The organism is Janthinobacterium sp. 75 (assembly GCF_004365495.1).
Taxonomy (GTDB): domain Bacteria; phylum Pseudomonadota; class Gammaproteobacteria; order Burkholderiales; family Burkholderiaceae_D; genus Janthinobacterium.
In genome coordinates this window covers 361182-378591 of record NZ_SORD01000001.1, presented here as the reverse complement: position 1 = coordinate 378591, position 17410 = coordinate 361182, and the positions used below count along the sequence as shown (strand labels likewise).

Annotated in this window: 13 protein-coding genes; 6 read left to right on the top strand and 7 right to left on the bottom strand. The window is 64.2% G+C overall.

Annotated features, from left to right (window positions below):
• Positions 1 to 149 precede the first annotated feature (149 nt).
• Positions 150 to 863 carry a 7-cyano-7-deazaguanine synthase QueC gene (gene queC, locus C8C89_RS01790; RefSeq protein WP_101483693.1) on the top strand — a complete coding sequence of 238 codons (714 nt, stop codon included), beginning with the start codon at positions 150 to 152 and terminating at the stop codon, positions 861 to 863.
• Positions 864 to 952: 89 nt separating this feature from the next.
• Positions 953 to 1858 carry a sterol desaturase family protein gene (locus tag C8C89_RS01785; RefSeq protein ID WP_133988754.1) on the top strand — a complete coding sequence of 302 codons (906 nt, stop codon included), beginning with the start codon at positions 953 to 955 and terminating at the stop codon, positions 1856 to 1858.
• Here C8C89_RS01785 and C8C89_RS01780 read toward each other — a convergent pair.
• Positions 1855 to 2598: an AraC family transcriptional regulator gene (locus tag C8C89_RS01780; protein WP_208327663.1), complete on the bottom strand. Its 744-nt coding sequence runs from the start codon at positions 2596 to 2598 to the stop codon at positions 1855 to 1857. The two genes, C8C89_RS01785 and C8C89_RS01780, sit on opposite strands and share 4 nt — an antisense overlap.
• Positions 2599 to 2797: 199 nt before the next feature.
• On the opposite strand from C8C89_RS01780, the gene C8C89_RS01775 reads away from it, so the two are divergent.
• Positions 2798 to 5842, top strand: coding sequence for a CHASE domain-containing protein (locus tag C8C89_RS01775; protein ID WP_243857869.1), 3045 nt, complete (start codon positions 2798 to 2800; stop codon positions 5840 to 5842).
• On the opposite strand, the gene C8C89_RS01770 is transcribed toward C8C89_RS01775, so the two are convergent.
• Positions 5843 to 6217: a hypothetical protein gene (locus C8C89_RS01770; RefSeq protein WP_133988753.1), complete on the bottom strand. Its 375-nt coding sequence runs from the start codon at positions 6215 to 6217 to the stop codon at positions 5843 to 5845. It abuts the gene before it with no gap.
• 211 nt (positions 6218 to 6428) lie between these two features.
• On the opposite strand from C8C89_RS01770, the gene C8C89_RS01765 reads away from it, so the two are divergent.
• Positions 6429 to 6665, top strand: coding sequence for a hypothetical protein (locus tag C8C89_RS01765; protein ID WP_101483697.1), 237 nt, complete (start codon positions 6429 to 6431; stop codon positions 6663 to 6665).
• 122 nt (positions 6666 to 6787) lie between these two features.
• Positions 6788 to 7297, top strand: a complete 510-nt coding sequence (locus C8C89_RS01760; protein WP_101483698.1) for a hypothetical protein — start codon at positions 6788 to 6790, stop codon at positions 7295 to 7297.
• 73 nt (positions 7298 to 7370) lie between these two features.
• Here C8C89_RS01760 and C8C89_RS01755 read toward each other — a convergent pair whose 3' ends face one another.
• From C8C89_RS01755 to C8C89_RS01735, 5 genes are all read right to left on the bottom strand, one after another.
• Positions 7371 to 10550 (bottom strand): CusA/CzcA family heavy metal efflux RND transporter, encoded by a 3180-nt coding sequence (locus C8C89_RS01755; RefSeq protein WP_133988752.1) that lies wholly within the window; start codon positions 10548 to 10550, stop codon positions 7371 to 7373.
• 25 nt (positions 10551 to 10575) lie between these two features.
• The gene (locus tag C8C89_RS01750; RefSeq protein WP_133988751.1) at positions 10576 to 11778 is read right to left on the bottom strand and encodes an efflux RND transporter periplasmic adaptor subunit; all 1203 of its coding nucleotides are present in this window, start codon (positions 11776 to 11778) and stop codon (positions 10576 to 10578) included.
• Positions 11779 to 11790: 12 nt separating this feature from the next.
• Positions 11791 to 13029: a TolC family protein gene (locus C8C89_RS01745; protein ID WP_133988750.1), complete on the bottom strand. Its 1239-nt coding sequence runs from the start codon at positions 13027 to 13029 to the stop codon at positions 11791 to 11793.
• Between the two features lie 106 nt (positions 13030 to 13135).
• Positions 13136 to 13498 carry a cation efflux protein, CzcI family gene (gene czcI, locus C8C89_RS01740; protein WP_101483701.1) on the bottom strand — a complete coding sequence of 121 codons (363 nt, stop codon included), beginning with the start codon at positions 13496 to 13498 and terminating at the stop codon, positions 13136 to 13138.
• 42 nt (positions 13499 to 13540) lie between these two features.
• Positions 13541 to 15088, bottom strand: a complete 1548-nt coding sequence (locus C8C89_RS01735; protein WP_133988749.1) for a C13 family peptidase — start codon at positions 15086 to 15088, stop codon at positions 13541 to 13543.
• A 186-nt stretch (positions 15089 to 15274) separates the two neighbouring features.
• Between C8C89_RS01735 and C8C89_RS01730 the strand changes: the two genes are divergently transcribed.
• Positions 15275 to 17221, top strand: a complete 1947-nt coding sequence (locus C8C89_RS01730; RefSeq protein WP_133988748.1) for a GAF domain-containing sensor histidine kinase — start codon at positions 15275 to 15277, stop codon at positions 17219 to 17221.
• Positions 17222 to 17410: the final 189 nt, after the last annotated feature.

The following is a 17410-nucleotide window of genomic DNA, read 5'->3' as shown; positions in this document are numbered from 1 at the left end:
CAGAAAACATGGTGCTCCAGATGAGTAAATGCTGACTGCATGTTACCGGAATCGGTAAACTGATGGCGGACGAATAAGTATTTTTTGCGCAGGGAATCATGTTTCCCCGCGCACGATTGCAACAGAGTAAAACTGAAAAGAAAGAAATTATGCTAGCAACTGATTCCGCACTGGTGCTCTTTAGCGGTGGGCAAGATTCCACCACCTGCCTGGCCTGGGCCCTCAAGCACTATAGCCGCGTGGAAACCATCGGCTTTGACTATGGACAGCGCCATGCGATCGAGCTGACCGTGCGTCCGGGCGTGCTCGAGCAGATGCGCCAGCAATCGCCCGAGTGGGACAGCCGCCTGGGCCAGGATCACATGATAGACCTGTCCCTGATTTCCGCCATTTCCGATACGGCCATGACGCAGAACGTCGAGATCGTCATGCAGGAAAACGGCTTGCCGAACACCTTCGTTCCTGGGCGCAACTTGCTGTTCATGACGGTGGCCGCCACCGTGGCGTACCGCCGCGGCTTGACGGTCCTGGTAGGCGGCATGTGCGAGACGGATTTTTCCGGCTATCCGGATTGCCGCGACGACACGATGAAGGCCCTGCAAGTGGCGCTGAACCTGGGCATGAACACGCGTTTGAAACTGGAAACGCCGCTGATGTGGCTGGACAAGGCGCAAAGCTGGGACCTAGCGGAAGACCTGGGCGGCCAGCCGCTGGTCGACCTGATCCGCAGCGGCACCCACACCTGCTATCTGGGTGAGCGGGGCGAGCTGCACGACTGGGGCTATGGTTGCGGCACTTGCCCCGCCTGCGCCCTGCGCGCCAACGGCTACCAGCAGTACGCTGCGCGCAAAGCCCTGAAGTAAGCAAGTTGTAACGAAGTTGCGTCGTTTCTTCAAGCGGCGCGGCAGGGTTGACGGTCATGCTGTGGTTTTTGCCACAGGAGCGTCTTGCCATGAAATCTCTCTTCGCCGCGCTGTACGGCCCCGTCTTCTGGGCCGGCTTCATCGGCGCCGCCGCCTGCTTGGTGGCGGCTTGCCATTTTTCGCTCTGGGTCTTGCCGCCCTTGTTGCTGCTGGCCCTGCTCACTTCCTTGTTTGCCGAACGCTATCTGCCGTATGACGGCGCGTGGAACCGCGATCATGGCGACGGCTGGCGCGACAGCCTGCATGCGCTCGTCAACGAAGCGCTGTACCTGCTGGGCCTGGCGGCTTTCCCCTTGCTGGCTGGCCATCTGGCGCTGGGGCCACTCTGGCCCGGCCAGTTGCCATTCTGGCTGCAACTGCTGCTGGCCATCCTGATCGCCGATTGCGGCATTACCTTGGTGCATTACCTGAGCCACCGTTATTACTTTCTGTGGAAATTGCATGCAGTACACCACAGCGTGCAGCGCCTGTATGGTTTTAATGGCTGGATGAAACACCCGCTGCATTTGCTGCTGGAAGCGGCGGGCGGCATGCTGCCGCTGTTGCTGTTGGGCATACCGGAAGCTGTCATGGCCGTGCTGGCGTTTGCCGTGGCGGTGCAATTGTTGTTGCAGCACGCGAATGTCGACATGCGCATGGGGCCGCTGCGCCACGTGTTTGCCTGGGCGCCATTACACCGTTTCCACCACATGAAATACGGCACGGCGGGCGACGTGAATTTCGGCCTGTTCTTTACCTGCTGGGATCGCCTGCTGGGCACAGCCTTCGACGCGCCCGGCTACCGCATGCGGGGCGAGGACCTGGGCATCGGCAGCCGTCCCGACTATCCCGTGGCCTACCTGCGGCAATTGATCGAACCGTTCCGCGCGGAAGAGGGCGTGCGCGCACCCGAGCTGCCGGCCAGCTTGCGCCACGGGCCTCAATCGACAAGTTAATCAAGCAGCTTGACGTTGAGCTGGCGCAAGCTGCGGTCGGCGCGCACGCCGAACAGGGTGCGCATGGTGCGCGAAAAATGCGCTGCATCGGCAAAGCCGGCGCCGTGGGCTGCCTCCGTCAGGGTGCTGCCGAGCAAGATGAAACGGATGGCCAGGCGCAAGCGGCGCCACAGCACGAGACGCCGCACGGGCAAGCCCAGCTGGGCGCTGAACAGGCGTTCCAGCTGGCTCAGCGACAAATGCGCCGCCTCGGCCACGGCCGCCGCGCTGACCTTGCCGGACAACAAGACATCGACCTGGTCCAGCGCGCGCTGAACGCGTGCGTCGGCCAGGATTTCGCGCGGCTGTGCCTGCAGCGCGGCTGCCAGGCTGTCCAGGCTGGGCGCGCCTGCGCTGCCGGCGGCCGCCAGCAAGGCCGCGCCGCCCAGGCGCTGCGGTTCCGCATAGATGGTCAGCACGGGTGACGGTGCAGCAACGATGGCGTGCGGGTGCAGGCTCTCGACCAGTAAGTGCTGCGCCGTATGGACGATGCCGTCGAGCTCGGCCGTGAAGGGCGCCCCGGTGCTCAGCATCAGCTGGTGCGCGTAATGGGCGTGGCTATCCGTGGCGCCCGCTGCGCCATGCAAGATGGCAAAGTCCGGCGCCAGCCATAATGTTCCCTGCCAGCTATCGTGCTGCAAACGCGGCTCCTTGGTGATGACTGCGGGGCGATCATACCAGCCGCTGGGGATGGTTTTCACGGCATCGAATTTTCCTGGAGTACGCATCATTGCATTGACGAAATATGTGATCTTTTTAATACAATATTCAGTATTGCAAGGGCGCCCGCTGTAACGTACTATCATTCTCATCGACTACCGATGGTAATCGTGCAGCCCGCTGCCAGCCATGCTGCTGAGCGTGTAGCGGTTTGAGGTCCGTTCTGCTTGTCCGCCTGTCATGCCTACACGCGCGCCTACGTCGTGGTTTGCTCGCTCAGTGTCGCACTGGGTGGGGCCGCGCGTGCTGGCTGCGCTGGTACTGGCACTATGCCTGGGACTGACGTATGGCGCCTGGCGCAATGCCCGCGACGCCAGCGAACAGCAGGTACAGGCCGATTTTGACTTCCGCGTGCGCGAACTGGTGGGCAACATCGTTGTCCGCATGCAGACCTATATCCAGGTGCTGCACGGGGTGCAGGGACTGTATGCCAGTTCGCAGGACGTCGCGCGCCGCGAATTCCAGGCCTATCTGGCGGTGCAGCAGGTGGACCGCCACTTTCCCGGCATTCACGGCATCGGCTACCTGCCCCTGTTGCCGGTTGCCGGGCTGGCGCGGCACGAAGCCCGCGTGCGCGCGGAAGGCTATCCCGGCTATGCCGTGCGTCCGCCCGGCCAGCGCGCCTGGTACGCGCCCATTACCTATCTGGAACCTTCAAGCGAGAGCAACCTGCTGGCCATCGGCTACGACATCGGGTCCGAAGCCGTGCGCCGCGCAGCGCTCGAGCAGGCACGCGACACGGGCCAGGCCGCCATGACGGGCAAGATCCACCTGGTGCAGGATGGCGGCAGCGCGCAGGCGCATGGCTTCCTGGTCGTGTTGCCCGTCTATGACAATGGCTTGCCGCATGCCAGCCTGGCGCAGCGGCGTGCCGCCTTGCGCGCCTGGGTGTTTGCGCCGTTCCGCATGGGCGACCTGATGGCGGGCGTGGGTGGCGAGGGGGCGCGCCAGCTGGACCTGGAAATCTATGATGGCGCGCAACTAACCGAGGCGGCCCTGATGTATGACAGCTTGCCGGGCGCGCAGTCGTCTGCCGCGTCGGACAGCCTGGTGTCGCAGCAGGCGATCAGCATCGCAGGCCATGCCTGGACCTTGCGCATGCGCGCCATGCCGGGCTTCGATGGCGAGCTGCTTGCGCGGCCCCGCCTGGTGGCCTGGGCCGGCTTGCTGGCCAGCGTCGTGCTGGCGCTGGCGGCCTGGCTGCTGGCGGCGGGCCGTGCCCGCGCCCAGGCGGCGCTGGCGCGATCGAGCGAGCTGACTGGCCAGCTGGAGCAGGGGCAGGCGAGCGTGCTGGCGATGGCCGAGGCAGCGCAGCGTAGCCAGGCCATGCTGCGCAGCATCCTCGATTCGACCATCGACGGCATCCTGGTCGACAACGTCGATGGTCGCATCTTCACCTCGAACCGGCGCTTCCGCGACCTGTGGCAAGTGCCCGATGCGCTCGACTGGCAGGCCGATGGCGCGGCGCTGGTGCGCCATGTGGAATGCCAGCTGGAGCAGGCGGCGCCTTTCCTGGGAGCACGCGCCCACGCGCCGCATGGCCACCGCGAGCGGCGCGACGTGCTGCATCTGCGCGATGGCCGGGTGGTCGAGCAATACGTGCGCAGCATGCAGCTGGGCAATGAACAGGCGCGCTTGTGGACCTTCCGCGATATCAGCGAGCGCAGCCAGATGGAGCGGCGCGAGCACACGCGGCGGCAGGTGCTGGAAATGCTGGCCACGGGCGCGCCGCTGGAACGGGTGCTGGAAAGCGTGGTGCTGAGCGTGCAAGCCGACCATCCTGCCATGCTGTGCAGCATCTTGCTGCTCGATGAAAGCCGCCACCGCCTGGTGCTGGGCGCGGCGCCGAGCTTGCCCGCGTTTTTCAATTTGGCCAGCCATGGCCATGACCTCGACACCCTGCAGGGCGTGCATGGCATCGCGGTGCAGGCCTTGCGCGACGGCCAGCGCGTGATCGTGGGCGACCTGCATGCCGCTGCCGATGCGCAAGAGACGATGGAACTTGCGTGGCGAGCCCAACTGCAATCGTGCTGGGCCGAGCCCGTACGGGGCGGCTCGGGCAAGCTGCTGGGCGTGATGATGGCGTATCACCGCCAGCCCACGCTACCGGGCGCGGCACATCTGGCGCGGCTCAGCGAGGCGGCGCATCTGGCCGGCATGGCCATCGAACAGGCGCAGGTGGCGCTGGCCCTGCGCGCCGGCGAAGCGCGTTTCCGCAGCCTGTACGACCATGCACCCGTGGCCCTGTGGGAACAGGACTGGTCGGCCGTGCGCGCTGCGCTCGATGCGCTCGAGCAAGCGGGCGTGCGCGACCTGGGTGCCTACTTCCACGCCAATCCGGACGCGCTGCAGCGGCTGGCGGGGCTGGTGCGCATCATCGATGCGAATGGCGCCGCGCTGGCGCAGGTGCGCGCCAACGAGGATGACCAGCGGCGCGGCGCGCTGGGCCTGGCGCAGAATTTCGATGATAGCGCCTTGCCCTGTTTTGGCGATGCGCTGCTGGCGCTGGCTGGCGGCGCCCACCTGTACGAGTGCGAGAGCAGTTTTGTGCGTCTCGATGGTGCGGCGCGGCAAAATGAATTGAGCTTGCTGGTGATGCCCGGCCATGCGGACAGCCTGGACTTTGTCATGGTGTCTACGCTCGATATCACCGAGCGCAAGCGCATGAACGCGGAATTGCTGCAGCTGGCCACCACCGATTTCCTGACTGGATTGCCGAACCGACGCCACTTCATGGCGGCGTTGGAAAACGAGCATGCACGGCTGCAGCGCGAACTGGCCAGGTGCGCCAGCGTGCTGATGCTCGACATCGATCATTTCAAGCGTGTCAACGACGAGTATGGCCATGCGGTGGGCGATGCCGTGCTGCGCCACTTGGGCGCGCTGATGTGCCAGGCGCTGCGCAAGGTCGATGTGCCAGGCCGCGTGGGCGGCGAAGAATTCGCCATCTTGCTGCCGGGCACGGACCTGGCGGCGGCAGCCGTGTTTGCCGAACGGCTGCGCCGGCGGGTGGCGGAAAGTTCGCTGACCACCGATGGCGGCATCCTGATCACCATTACGGTGAGCATCGGCATGGCCGCCATGGCCGGCACCGATGCCGATTGCGACGCCGTGCTGGCGCGCGCCGACGAGGCGCTGTACCGGGCCAAGCGTGGCGGGCGCAACCGTATCGAACAGAATGATGGCGGCAGCGACGGCGTGCTCAGCAAGTTCATGGCGCAGTGATTACAGGCTGTGCTGACGCGCTTGCGCCTGCTTGTGCTTGCGGCTGAGGATCAGCCAGACGATGGCGACGGGTATCAGCAGCGGCAGCAGCACGGGCGTGCTCAGCGCCAGTACCAGCACCACGCAGAAGGCCACCACGGCGATCAGCACCACGCCCACGCCAGCCAGGACGACCCCTGTCACGACGGCGGCACACACCAGCGCAATGGCGGCGATCAGCAAGCCGCCACCGGCAAACACCAGGCCGAACAGCCATTCCAGAGGACCGTCGACATCGTCGCCGTTGAACTGCATGTGCATGTCGCTGCCGCTTATCTTGTCGAGGAACAGGCAGGCGAGCATGACGATGAGGACGAAGGTGAGCAATTTTTTCATGGTAAGCCTCAGTGGGTGTGTGATGGGGTGTTGCATGGTCACACTGTAGGGGGGCGCCGGGCTGGCCGCCAGCAGTGTGCGACAGGCGGTTGTTTTCACGGTATGGGAGGTCTGTACGGGCAGAAAACGCTGATCTGGAACAAGATTTCTTTTCTTGTAAAACGCGCAAGCCGTCCTATACTGAACACCTCAGTCTCGCAAGGAGGGCAACATGCTTTTGTTTGCAGATACCGGGGATCAATCGCTATCCCTTTCCCACCATCGAACCACGCGCCAGCCTGGCGCCACGCAGTCCTGCGCCGAGCCCGTCGGCGCGCCATCGGCGATACCGCCGATCATCATCAACCCCTTTAATTACCACGCGCCGCTGCCAGCCATCGACCCGCGCTGGGTGCCGCCCGGTCCGCCGCTGACCTGGCCCAACCGGCCTGCCATGTCCATGTGTTGATCGCCGCCGTGGCGGCAGGCTGGGCCGTGCTGTGTGACGTTCCGTCGCCATTGCGGCAAGGCGGCACGGGAGGGCGTTTTCGACTATCATGCTAGCCCCGACCCTCCATCACGAGCACCGCCATGAGTACCGATTTTCCCGACTTTTCCGACGAAGCAGCCGAGCAAGACAATGATGCCCCGATCCAGGAGCCGCGCCTGTGGGTAGGCAATGGCTGGACGGCGCGTGTGATCAAGAACGAGGAAGATGAAGGTTGGGCCGTGGCCATGATCAAGGATGGCGAACCGGAGCCGGCGCTGGTGGGCCCGTGGACCATGGGCCGCGACAAGAAAAACCCGAAGCCGCTCGACGTCAACGCGTTTAATACGCTGGTCAAGACAGCTTCGGAAGTGCTGCGCCGTCACGAGCAGCAGCTGCATGCACAATTGCACAAGAACCTGTTTGTCGCCACCGACGAGGGTCAAATCAAGGTGATGTTCGACATCGTGCCTGATGAAGACCACCCGTACGCGGAACTGAGCGCCTACGACGCGGACGGCGAACAGATCGCCAAGGTACGCACCTCGGCGGCCTTCAAGTTCAATGCCACTGCAGCAGCGAACTGGATCGAGGGCGGCTACCGCAAGCCATGACCAGGTAGGTCGGATTAGCGGGGCTTTGCTCCGCGTAATCCGACACCACCACCGGCGCCAACAATGTGTCGGATTACGCGTGCCCTTCGGCCACGCTAATCCGACCTACCTCCTCTTCCTCCTCCTCTTGCCGGCGGTATGCCAGCCGGTACAGCAATGGCAGCACCAGCAAGGTCAAGGCCGTCGACGACAGGATGCCACCGATCACCACGGTGGCCAGCGGGCGCTGCACTTCGGCGCCCGTACCCGTGGCAATGGCCATCGGCACGAAGCCCAGCGACGCCACCAGCGCCGTCATCAGCACGGGCCGCAGGCGGGTAATGGCGCCTGCACGTATCGCTTCCTGCAGCGGCATGCCCTGTTCGCGCAGCTGGCGGATGTAGGCGATCATCACCAGACCATTGAGGACGGCCACGCCGGACAGGGCGATGAAGCCCACTGCTGCCGAGATCGACATGGGAATGTCGCGCAGCCACAGGGCGACGATGCCGCCCGTCAAGGCGAACGGGATGCCGCTGAACACCAGTAGCCCATCCTTCACGTTGCCGAACATGGCGAACAGCAGCACGAAGACGAGCGCCAGCGCCACGGGCACCACCAGTTCCAGGCGTTTCGTGGCCGACTGCAATTGCTCGAACTGGCCGCCCCAGCTGGTCCAGTAGCCGGGAGGGATGGCCACCTGCGATTGCAACTGCTGCGTGGCGTCGGCCACGAAGGAGCCGATATCGCGTCCGCGCACGTTGGCGCTGACGACGATGCGGCGCTTGCCGTCTTCGCGGCTGATCTGGTTCGGCCCCGGCGCCACTTGCAGGCTGGCGACTTCACCGAGCGGGATGAAGCGCGCGCGGCCTTCCGCCGCCGCCCCCACAGGCAGGGCGATGGGCAGGCGCTTCAATTGCTCCAGGTCGCTGCGCAGACTGTCGGGCAGGCGCACGACGATGTCGAAGCGGCGGTCGCCCTGGAACAGGGTGCCTGCCTCTTGCCCTCCGATGGCCGTGGCTATTGCCGATTGCACGTCAGCAATGTTGAGGCCGTAGCGGGCCGTCTGCTCGCGGTCTATCTGCACCGTCAGCATGGGCAAGCCCGTCGTTTGTTCCACTTTCACTTCGGTGGCACCCGGAATCTTGCCCAGTACGCCCGCGATCTTCGCCGCCGTGCTGTCGAGCACGGCCATATCGTCGCCGAACAGTTTCACGGCCACGTCGCTGCGCACGCCGGAAATGAGTTCATTGAAGCGCAGCTGGATCGGTTGCGAAAACTCATAGTTATTGCCCGGCAAGCTCGTGGCCGTCGCTTCGATTTCCGCCAGCAGTTGCTCGCGCGATTTTGTCGGCTGCGGCCATGCGTCGCGGGGCTTGAGCATGATGTAGCCGTCGGAAATGTTCGGCGGCATGGGGTCCGACGCGATCTCGGCCGTTCCCGTGCGGGCGAACACGCGCGCGATTTCCTTGTGGTTTGCCATCAGCTTGCTTTCCAGTTGCTGCTGCATGGCCAGCGATTGCGTCAAGCTGGTGCCGGGGATGCGCAAGGCCTGGATGGCGATGTCGCCCTCGTTCAGGCTGGGCACGAATTCGCTGCCCATGCGCGTGGCCAGCAAGCCTGACAGCAGTACGGCCACCGCCGCGCCCGTCAGCACCACGGGCGTATTGCGCATCACCTTGCCCAGCAGCGGCGCATACCAGCGCTTGGCGGCGCGCATGATGGCGTTTTCCTTCTCCGCCACCTTGTCGCCAATAAACAGCGCCACGGCGGCAGGGATGAAGGTGATCGACAGCAGCATGGCGCCCAGCAGGGCGATCACCACCGTCAGGGCCATCGGCGTAAACATGCGGCCTTCCACGCCCGTCAGCGCGAAGATGGGCAGGTACACGACCATGATGATCAGCTGGCCATACAGCAAGGGCCGGCGCGCTTCTTGCGATGCCGCAAACACTTCATGAAAACGCTCCTGCAAGGTCAGCGGCCGTCCCAGTTTTTGCTGCGCATGGGCCAGGCGGCGCACGCAGTTTTCCACGATCACCACGGCGCCATCGATGATGATGCCGAAGTCCAGCGCCCCCAAACTCATCAGGTTGGCGCTCACATGGTATTGCACCATGCCCGTAAACGTGAACAGCATGGCCAGCGGAATCACCATGGCCGTGATGAGGGCCGCGCGGATATTGCCGAGGAACAGGAACAGGATGGCGATCACCAGCACGGCGCCTTCCAGCAGGTTTTTCTTCACCGTATTGATGGCCTTGTCGACGAGGACCGTGCGGTCATACACGGTGACGGCGTGCACGCCTTTCGGCAGGCTGCGGTTGATTTCCACCATCTTCTTGTCGACGGCTTGCGAGACGGCGCGGCTGTTTTGTCCGATCAGCATGAAGACCGTGCCCAGCACCACTTCGCGGCCGTTTTCCGTGGCCGCGCCCGTGCGCAGCTCGCGCCCCAGCACCACATCGGCCACGTCGCGGATGCGGATGGCCACGCCCTGCACATTGGCGACGACGATGTTGCCGATGTCGTCTTTCGATGCCACCTGGCCCGGCGCGCGTATCAGCAGTTGCTCGCCCTGTCTTTCGATATAGCCGGCGCCCACGTTGCTGTTGTTGCGCTCGAGCGCAGTCACCACGTCTTGCAGGCTGATGCCGTAGGCGGCCAGTTTTTCCGGGTAGGGCGCTACCTGGTATTGCTTGGCGTAGCCGCCGATGGCATTGATCTCTGTGACGCCCGTGACGTTGCGCAATTGCGGTTTGATGATCCAGTCCTGGATTTCGCGCAAGTCCGTGGGCGTGTACGGCGTGCCATCGGGCTTCTTCGCGCCGTCTTGCGTCTCCACCGTCCACAGGTAGATTTCGCCGAGGCCCGTGGAGACGGGCCCCATCTTTGGCGTGATGCCAGCGGGCAAACTTTCCTTGGCTTCCTGCAAGCGCTCGTTGATCATCTGGCGCGCAAAATAAATGTCCGTGCCATCCTTGAAGATCACGGTCACTTGCGACAGGCCGTAGCGCGACAGTGAGCGCGTCTGTTCCAGGTTCGGCAAGCCGGCCATGGCCGTCTCGATGGGGAAGGTGACCCTCTGCTCGGTTTCCAGCGGCGAATAGCCCGCGGACTGGGTATTGATTTGCACCTGCACATTGGTGATATCGGGCACGGCGTCGATGGGTAGCTTTTGATAGCTGTAGATGCCCAAGCCGGCCATGGCGGCCACAGCCAGCATCACCAGCCAGCGCTGGTCGATGGCGAAGCGGATCAAGCGTTCAAACATGATGGTTTCCTTAGCTTTGACGTGATCAATGTTCGTGGCCGGCGGAATCTTTGCCCAGCTCGGACTTCAGCACAAAGCTGCCTTGCGCCGCGTACGGCGTGCCGGCGGCCAGGCCCTGCTTGATATGCGTCAAGGTGCCATCGCTGCGCCCCAGCACCACGGGCGTGGCCTGGTAACCCTCCTTGACTTGCACGAAGACGACGGGCTTGTCTTCCACCGTCTGGATGGCCGTGCTGAGCACGGTGACGGGCGCGTCCGCTTCACCGGACACCACTTCCACCGTGACGAACAGGCCCGGGCGCCAGGCCATGTCGGGGTTCAGCAAGCTGATGCGTGCCTTGGCCGTGCGCGTCTGCTCGCCCAGCAGCGCGCCCACATAGGTGATCGTGCCTTGCGCGCTGGCATCAAAAGCGCTGGCTTTCACTTTCGCCTTGCCTCCCATGCGCACGGTGGCCAGGTCTTTCGCTGGCACGGCGATTTCCGCCCACACGGTCGAGAGGTCGGAAATGACGAAGATGTTCGCGTCTTCCTTGACGGCCTCGCCCAGGGTGATGTGTTTTTCCAGCACCATGCCGTCGAACGGCGCGCGGATGTCGTAGCGGTTCAGCGGCCCTTTGCCGGAAGCACCGGCGCCCAGCGCGCTGAGCTTTTGCTGCGCATTATGAACGGCGATTTCCGCCTCGCGCCACGTTTGCTGCGCTTGCAGATAATCTTGCTCCGCCGAAATTTTCTCGCGCCACAGTTTTTCTTCGCGTTCATACGTGGAGCGGGCCAGGGATAAACGCCGCTGCGCCGACAGCAATGCGCTGCGCTGTTCCGACAGTTCCGTGCTGGCGATGACGGCCAGGATCTGCCCCTTTTTCACCAGCTGGCCCAGGTCAGCCTGTACGGCTTCCACCACGCCTGCCAGGCGCGGCACGACGTGGGCCGTGCGGTCTTCATTGAAACGGATTTCGCCGGGCAGGGCGATTGTCGTCTTGATGCGGCCTGGCGCGGCCGTGGCGGTGACGACGCCGGCTGCGCGGCTTTGCGCAGCCGTCAATTCCAGCCTGCCTTCCACTTCCTCGTGGCCATGTTCGTCTTTCTTTTCCGCATGTGCTTCCGCCTTGACGGCAGGCGGCGGTGTCTTGGATGTGCCCGTGCCGAGGATGAGAATGGCCAGGACGATGCCGGTGGCCGCGATGGAAGCGATGGCAATCGCCTGCTTTTTATTCAGTGTGATATTCATGGCTGGTGTTCCTTACAGGGAGGAGGGGGCGCCCAGCAGGCGCTCGATCTCGGCAGCGGCGTGCTGCGCTTCGGTCAGCGCGCGCAGGTATTGGTTTTTGGCTTGCAGCAAGGTGCGCTGGGCATCGAGCACGTCGAGGAAGGCGAACTTGCCGAACTCAAAACCCTTGCTGGCCGCGTCGTAGGCGCTTTGTGCGCCAGGCAAAATGTCCTGGCGCAAGCTTTCCACGTCAAGCCGGGCCGTGGCCAGCCGTTCGCTGGCGGCGGCTACATTGGTCTGCACGGCGATGCGGGCGGCGGCCAGCTCGTCGCTGGCCTTGTCGCTGCGGCGCAGGGCGTCGAGCCTGTTGCCGGCATTGCGGTCGAACAGGGGCAGCGGCAAGGCCAGGCCGATGATGGCCTGGTTGCGGCCCAGCTCTTCCGAGCGCTTCATGCCGATGCTGACCGTGACGTCGGGCGTGGCGCGCCGCTGTTCCACGTCCAGCATGGCTTGCCGCTGGGCCAGCGCGCTGTGCGCCTGGCGCACGGCCGGGGCCTGGTCCAGGCGTGCCGCCAGTTCGCTGGCGGATGGCAGCTCCGGCAAGGTTTCCAGGCGTCCTTCCGCGACGCTGAAGCGCGGCGTGGCATTGCCCCACAGGGCGGCCAGGCGCTTGCGGGCGCTGGCCAGGGTACTGCGGGCCAGGTTCAGCTCCAGCCGCACGCTCGCTTCGGCAACCTTGGCACGCGTTTCTTCGACAGGGGACGCCTTGCCGGCCGTGACCCGGCGCGCCGTGATGTCGCTGGCGCGCGCGGCCAGCGCCTGCGCGCTGTCGGCCAGGCGCAAGCCTTCCTGGGCGGCCAGCACGTCGACAAAGGCGGTGGTGACGGCGGCGCGCGTGTCGGCTTGCTGAAGGAACAGGCCCGCTTGCGCCAGGTCTTCGCCGCGCTGGGCGACGACCGTGCGGGCACCGCGCTTGCCGCCCAGTTCTATGAGCTGGTTGAGCTGCACGGTGGTGCTGCGCGTGGCGCGCCGCGTGTCTTCCAGCACGGTTTGCAGTTCCGGATTGGGCAGGGAGCGCGCCTGTTGCAGGGCGCCCCCTTGCGCCGCCAGTTCATGGCGGGCGGCCGACAGGGTGGCGTTGCCGCCTTCGGCGAGCAGCAGCGCGGCGGGCAAGGTCAGGGGTCCGGCGGGCTCCGCAGGTGTTTGCGCATGGGCAAGATTGCCGGCCAGCAGGCCGGCGGAGAGCAATAACAGATGAATGGATCGGTACATCGAATTCTCCAAAAGCATGGAAAAGAATTCGACGGGACGCGCAGGCTGGCGCCCAGGTCAATCAGGCGCGTGTATTGCGATCAGTGGAATGAAATGTCCCGTCGGCCTAAATGGCCGACGACCAGTCAGGGCGCTTGGGAGCGTCCGGGATGTGAGACGCGTAAAAGAAGGGGGAAGTGTCCGCGTTGACGGAGGCCATGTCGCCGACCGGCAGGCTGGAGCCGGCCGGTAGCCACGCATGGCCGATGCCATGGCAGACGTTGCAATCGCTGTGCGGCTGGCCTTTTTTCTGCTGGTCAGCTTTGTCAGCCACGGGTTTCTTGTCAGCATCCGCCTTGTGCTGGTGGCTGTGGTGGCCCAGGTGCTGCGCCGCCTTGCCTTCTTCGTGCAGGCAATACGCGCTCGCCGCAGCCCAGGACATCTGGAGCGGAAGCACGAACAGCAGCAAAATGAGGAAGAATCGTCGCATAGTGAAGGCTATTGTACAGAAAGGCGGGCGACCGTGCCCAGCTTAGCGCGGCTGGGCGCGCCACGCCTTCAGCTGCGCGGCGATGGCCTTGCCCTGGAACATTTGCGGCTCGGAATGCTCTTCCGCTTCCATGCCGCCTTCGCGGAAATCGGCCGCCTCGCGCGCCTGCACCAGCACCCTGGCCTGGTCGAACGCTTCGGCAAAGCCGGCACTCTTTGGCAGCGCTTCCTTGAAATACGCTTCGCTGAAATACGTGAAATCGCTCTGGTCGTCGCACCCGAACGAGGTGCGGTCGCTGCGCGCGGCCGTGATGACCAGCGTCTGATCATCCTTCAGCGCATCGATGAAACCGCCCGCGTAGCAGGCCGAGATCACGATGACCTTCCAGCGGATGCCGCTGTGCTTGAGCATGGTGGCAAGCTCCTGCGCGGGCAGGCTGTGCAAGTCCATGCCGTTCTGCGCCAGCGCCAGTTCGTGCTCGGGCGAGCCGTGGCTGGTGAGGAACAGGAACAGGATGTCGTTCCGCTTGTCCATCTTCGCGCCCAGGGCGTCGAGGCTGGCGGCTATGCTGGTACGCGTGGCCATCGGCTGCTGCGCCACCGTGTTGCGGCTATTGACCAGCATCAGGGAGCGGCCTACGGTGCCGTAATCGCGGTCGAACTGGCGCTGCACGAAGGCCGTTTCGCGGTGAAACACTTCCTGCGCGCCATCGCCCGCCACGCCCAGCAAATACAGATTGATCTTCTTCGCCGCATCGCGCGGCGCGATGCGCGCCAGGGCACCGTCGAGCAGGGTGCGCTGGTTATACAGGGCCAGTTCGATATTGTCGCGCGTGAGCTTATCCAAGGCCGGGTCGTCCAGCTGGCCTTCGGTCCAGTTGCCGCTGTCTTCGCGCCGGCCATCGGCCTGTGCGACGGCGTAGCGCAGCACGCCCTTGCCGTCGAATTGGCCATTCTTGAAACTGCCCCGGTATTCATCGCCGTCGGCCGTGCGCAGCACGCCTTCGCCTTCGAATTTCCAGTCTTTCAGCTCGCCTTCGTAGTGGATGCCGTCGCTGGTGCTGACCTTGGCCTTGCCCTGCAGCTGGCCCTGTACGAAGTCGCCTTCGAAGACGGTGCCGTCCGTGTCGGTCAGCTTGCCTGCGCCGTGCGGGCGCCAGTGTTTGAAATGGCCTTCGAAGGTGGCGCCATCGGCGCCCTGGAAGCGGCCTTGTCCTTCGAAGCTGCCCTTGACGAAGTCGCCCGCATAGATCTCGCCCTTGGGCGAGGTGTAGCGGCCGATGCCATCGAAGGCACCCTGGCGGAAGGCGCCCGTGTATTCGACGCCGGACGCCTGGCGCAGCGTGCCCTGGCCGGAAAACACGCCGCGCGCGAAGCCCCCTTCGTAAAACGCACCGCTCGCGTACTCGAGCCGGCCCTGTCCGTGCATCTTGCCCGCGACGAGGGGGCCAAAATAGCGTCCGCCATCGGCCGTTTCCGCTGCCGGCGCCTTGGCTGGCGCGGCGCACAGCGGCGGCATGCCCAGCGCGGCAAAGGCCAGCAGGCCAGCGAGGGTATAGGGGCGAAGCGAGGCGCGTAGCGTGGCAGTCATGAGGACGGTCTGGTCTGTAGGAAGGGGCCTAGTCTGCCACTGTATCGCCAGCGTGGCAAATGCCGGCGTTGCGTGTGTTGCTCTGCCTTAAGGCAAGATTGTGCGTTTTATGCCGTGCCAAGGCTGGGCTGAACTGATAATATTGATTTTCAGAACATTATATGTACACAAGGCACACAGTTACCCATGGAAAGCCGTCTTAGCCGCCTGGAAGCCGTCCAGACCGTGTTGCTGGAAATCGGGCAGCGCTCGAGCACCTGCAGCGATATCAGCGAATTCCTGCAGGCGGTGCATGCGGCGCTGGGGCGCATCATGTATGCGGCCAATTTTTATGTGGCCCTGAGCGACCGTGACGACGGCCTGGTGCGCTTTCCCTATTTTGTCGATGAATTCGATGCGGCGCCCGACCCGGACATCGGCGTGCGCCTGGCCAGCGCCGCGCAATCGCCCACGGCGTGGGTCATCGTCAACCGCAAGCAACTGGTGATGACGGCCGACGACGACGCCATGCGCGCCATCGGTGGCGGCGCATGGGGCGGCGGCACGGCGGCCGAGCACTGGATCGGCTGTCCGCTGCTGGACCAGCAGCACCAGGTACTGGGTGCCATCGTCATCCAGAGCTATGACGCGCAGCACCGCTTCAGCCTGGAAGACCAGGCCCTGTTCGCGCTGATCGCCACACACGTGTCGAGCGCCCTGCAAGGCATGCAAAGCATGGACCGGCTGGAAAAGGCGGTGCAGGAGCGCACGGCCCTGCTGGCGCACGAGGTGGCCGAGCGGCGCCGCGCGGAAAACCTGCAGCATGCGCTATATGAAATCGCCAACCTGTCGGCGCAGGCGTCCGATGCGACGACCCTGTATGCGCGGCTGCACGCCATCATCAGCGAGCTGGTGACGGCGAAGAACTTCCTCATCGCCCTGTACCATCCGGACAACAAGGACATCACGATCCCGTATTTTGTCGATGAAAAGGACGCGCAGGCGCCCGTGAAGCGCTTTCATTACGGCATCGGCATGAGTTCGTACGTGCTGGCGCGCCGCCAGGCCTGCCTGCTCGATGCGGACAGCTATGCGGCGCTGGTGGACAGTGGCGAGATGGACGAGCCGCTGGGCAATGTGGGCATCGCCAGCTGGATGGGTGCGCCCATGCTGCTGGGCGAGCGGAAATATGGCGTGATCATCGTGCAAAGCTACGATACTTCCGTCGTGTATGGGCAGGCGGAACTGGACGTGCTGGCCTTCATGGCCAGCCATGTGGCCGTGGCGATGGCCCGTATTCAGGCCGACAGCGCCATGCGCCAGGCCAAGGAAGCGCTGGAAGAGCAGAACGCGGCCCTGAACAGCGCCCTGAGCGCCTTGCAGGAGGCGCAGTCGGAACTGGTACGCCAGGAAAAGCTCGCCTCGCTGGGCCGCCTGGTGGCGGGCGTGGCGCATGAAATCAATACGCCGCTGGGCATTTGCGTCACGGCCACCAGTCACCTGGTGCAGGAATTGAAGCTGACGCGCGAAGACCTGGACGGCGGCCAACTCGATGAAGACGGTTTGCGGCAGTTTTTCGACATCATCGACCAGACCCTGCGCATCATGACGACGAATACGCAGCGTGCCGCGGCGCTGGTGCGCAGCTTCAAGCAGGTGGCCGTGGACCAGTCGTCGGATGAGTTGCGCAGCTTTAATTTGCGCAAATATCTCGATGAAATCCTGCTCTCTCTGCAGCCCAAGCTGAAGGGCAAGCCGATCAAAGTAGACATCGATTGCGCGCCCGAGGTGCAGCTGCGCAGCTATCCGGGCGCTGTCTCGCAGATCGTCACGAACATGGTGGTCAATTCACTGGTGCACGGCTTTGTCGAAGGCGAGCCGGGCAAGATCAAGATCAGCGTGCGGACGGCCGGCGAGATGCTGGAACTCGACTACAGCGATGACGGCATGGGCATGGATAACGCCACCCTGGGCCAGCTGTTTGATCCCTTCTTCACGACGAAGCGGGGCTCGGGCGGCAGCGGCCTCGGTGCGCATATCCTGTACAACCTGGTGACGGGGCCGCTGGGCGGCACGGTGAAGGTGGTCAGCGCGCCGGGCATGGGATTGCATTACAAGATCCGTTTCCCACTCGAACCACGTAGCTCGGATTAGCGGCAAGGCCGCGTAATCCGACGCCGGCGGCGGTTTCAATGATGTGTCCTTGAAAACCTAAAACGGCGGGCCGGAGACGCGGGCCTGAGAAAATGCCGATGGCGGCGTTGCAGCTCCTTGCCGTACATGCGTACTGTCTGCGTCGCTGCGCCTTGCCCTCGACATTTTTCAGGCCCGCTTGGCCCGGAA

Bases quoted from the DNA above. Each gene is read 5' to 3' on its own strand.
- queC (WP_101483693.1), top strand. From the start codon at position 150: ATGCTAGCAACTGATTCCGCACTGGTGCTCTTTAGCGGTGGGCAAGAT.
- C8C89_RS01785 (WP_133988754.1), top strand. From the start codon at position 953: ATGAAATCTCTCTTCGCCGCGCTGTACGGCCCCGTCTTCTGGGCCGGC.
- C8C89_RS01775 (WP_243857869.1), top strand. From the start codon at position 2,798: ATGCCTACACGCGCGCCTACGTCGTGGTTTGCTCGCTCAGTGTCGCAC.
- C8C89_RS01770 (WP_133988753.1), bottom strand. From the start codon at position 6,217: ATGAAAAAATTGCTCACCTTCGTCCTCATCGTCATGCTCGCCTGCCTG.
- C8C89_RS01765 (WP_101483697.1), top strand. From the start codon at position 6,429: ATGCTTTTGTTTGCAGATACCGGGGATCAATCGCTATCCCTTTCCCAC.
- C8C89_RS01760 (WP_101483698.1), top strand. From the start codon at position 6,788: ATGAGTACCGATTTTCCCGACTTTTCCGACGAAGCAGCCGAGCAAGAC.
- C8C89_RS01755 (WP_133988752.1), bottom strand. From the start codon at position 10,550: ATGTTTGAACGCTTGATCCGCTTCGCCATCGACCAGCGCTGGCTGGTG.
- C8C89_RS01750 (WP_133988751.1), bottom strand. From the start codon at position 11,778: ATGAATATCACACTGAATAAAAAGCAGGCGATTGCCATCGCTTCCATC.
- C8C89_RS01745 (WP_133988750.1), bottom strand. From the start codon at position 13,029: ATGTACCGATCCATTCATCTGTTATTGCTCTCCGCCGGCCTGCTGGCC.
- czcI (WP_101483701.1), bottom strand. From the start codon at position 13,498: ATGCGACGATTCTTCCTCATTTTGCTGCTGTTCGTGCTTCCGCTCCAG.
- C8C89_RS01735 (WP_133988749.1), bottom strand. From the start codon at position 15,088: ATGACTGCCACGCTACGCGCCTCGCTTCGCCCCTATACCCTCGCTGGC.
- C8C89_RS01730 (WP_133988748.1), top strand. From the start codon at position 15,275: ATGGAAAGCCGTCTTAGCCGCCTGGAAGCCGTCCAGACCGTGTTGCTG.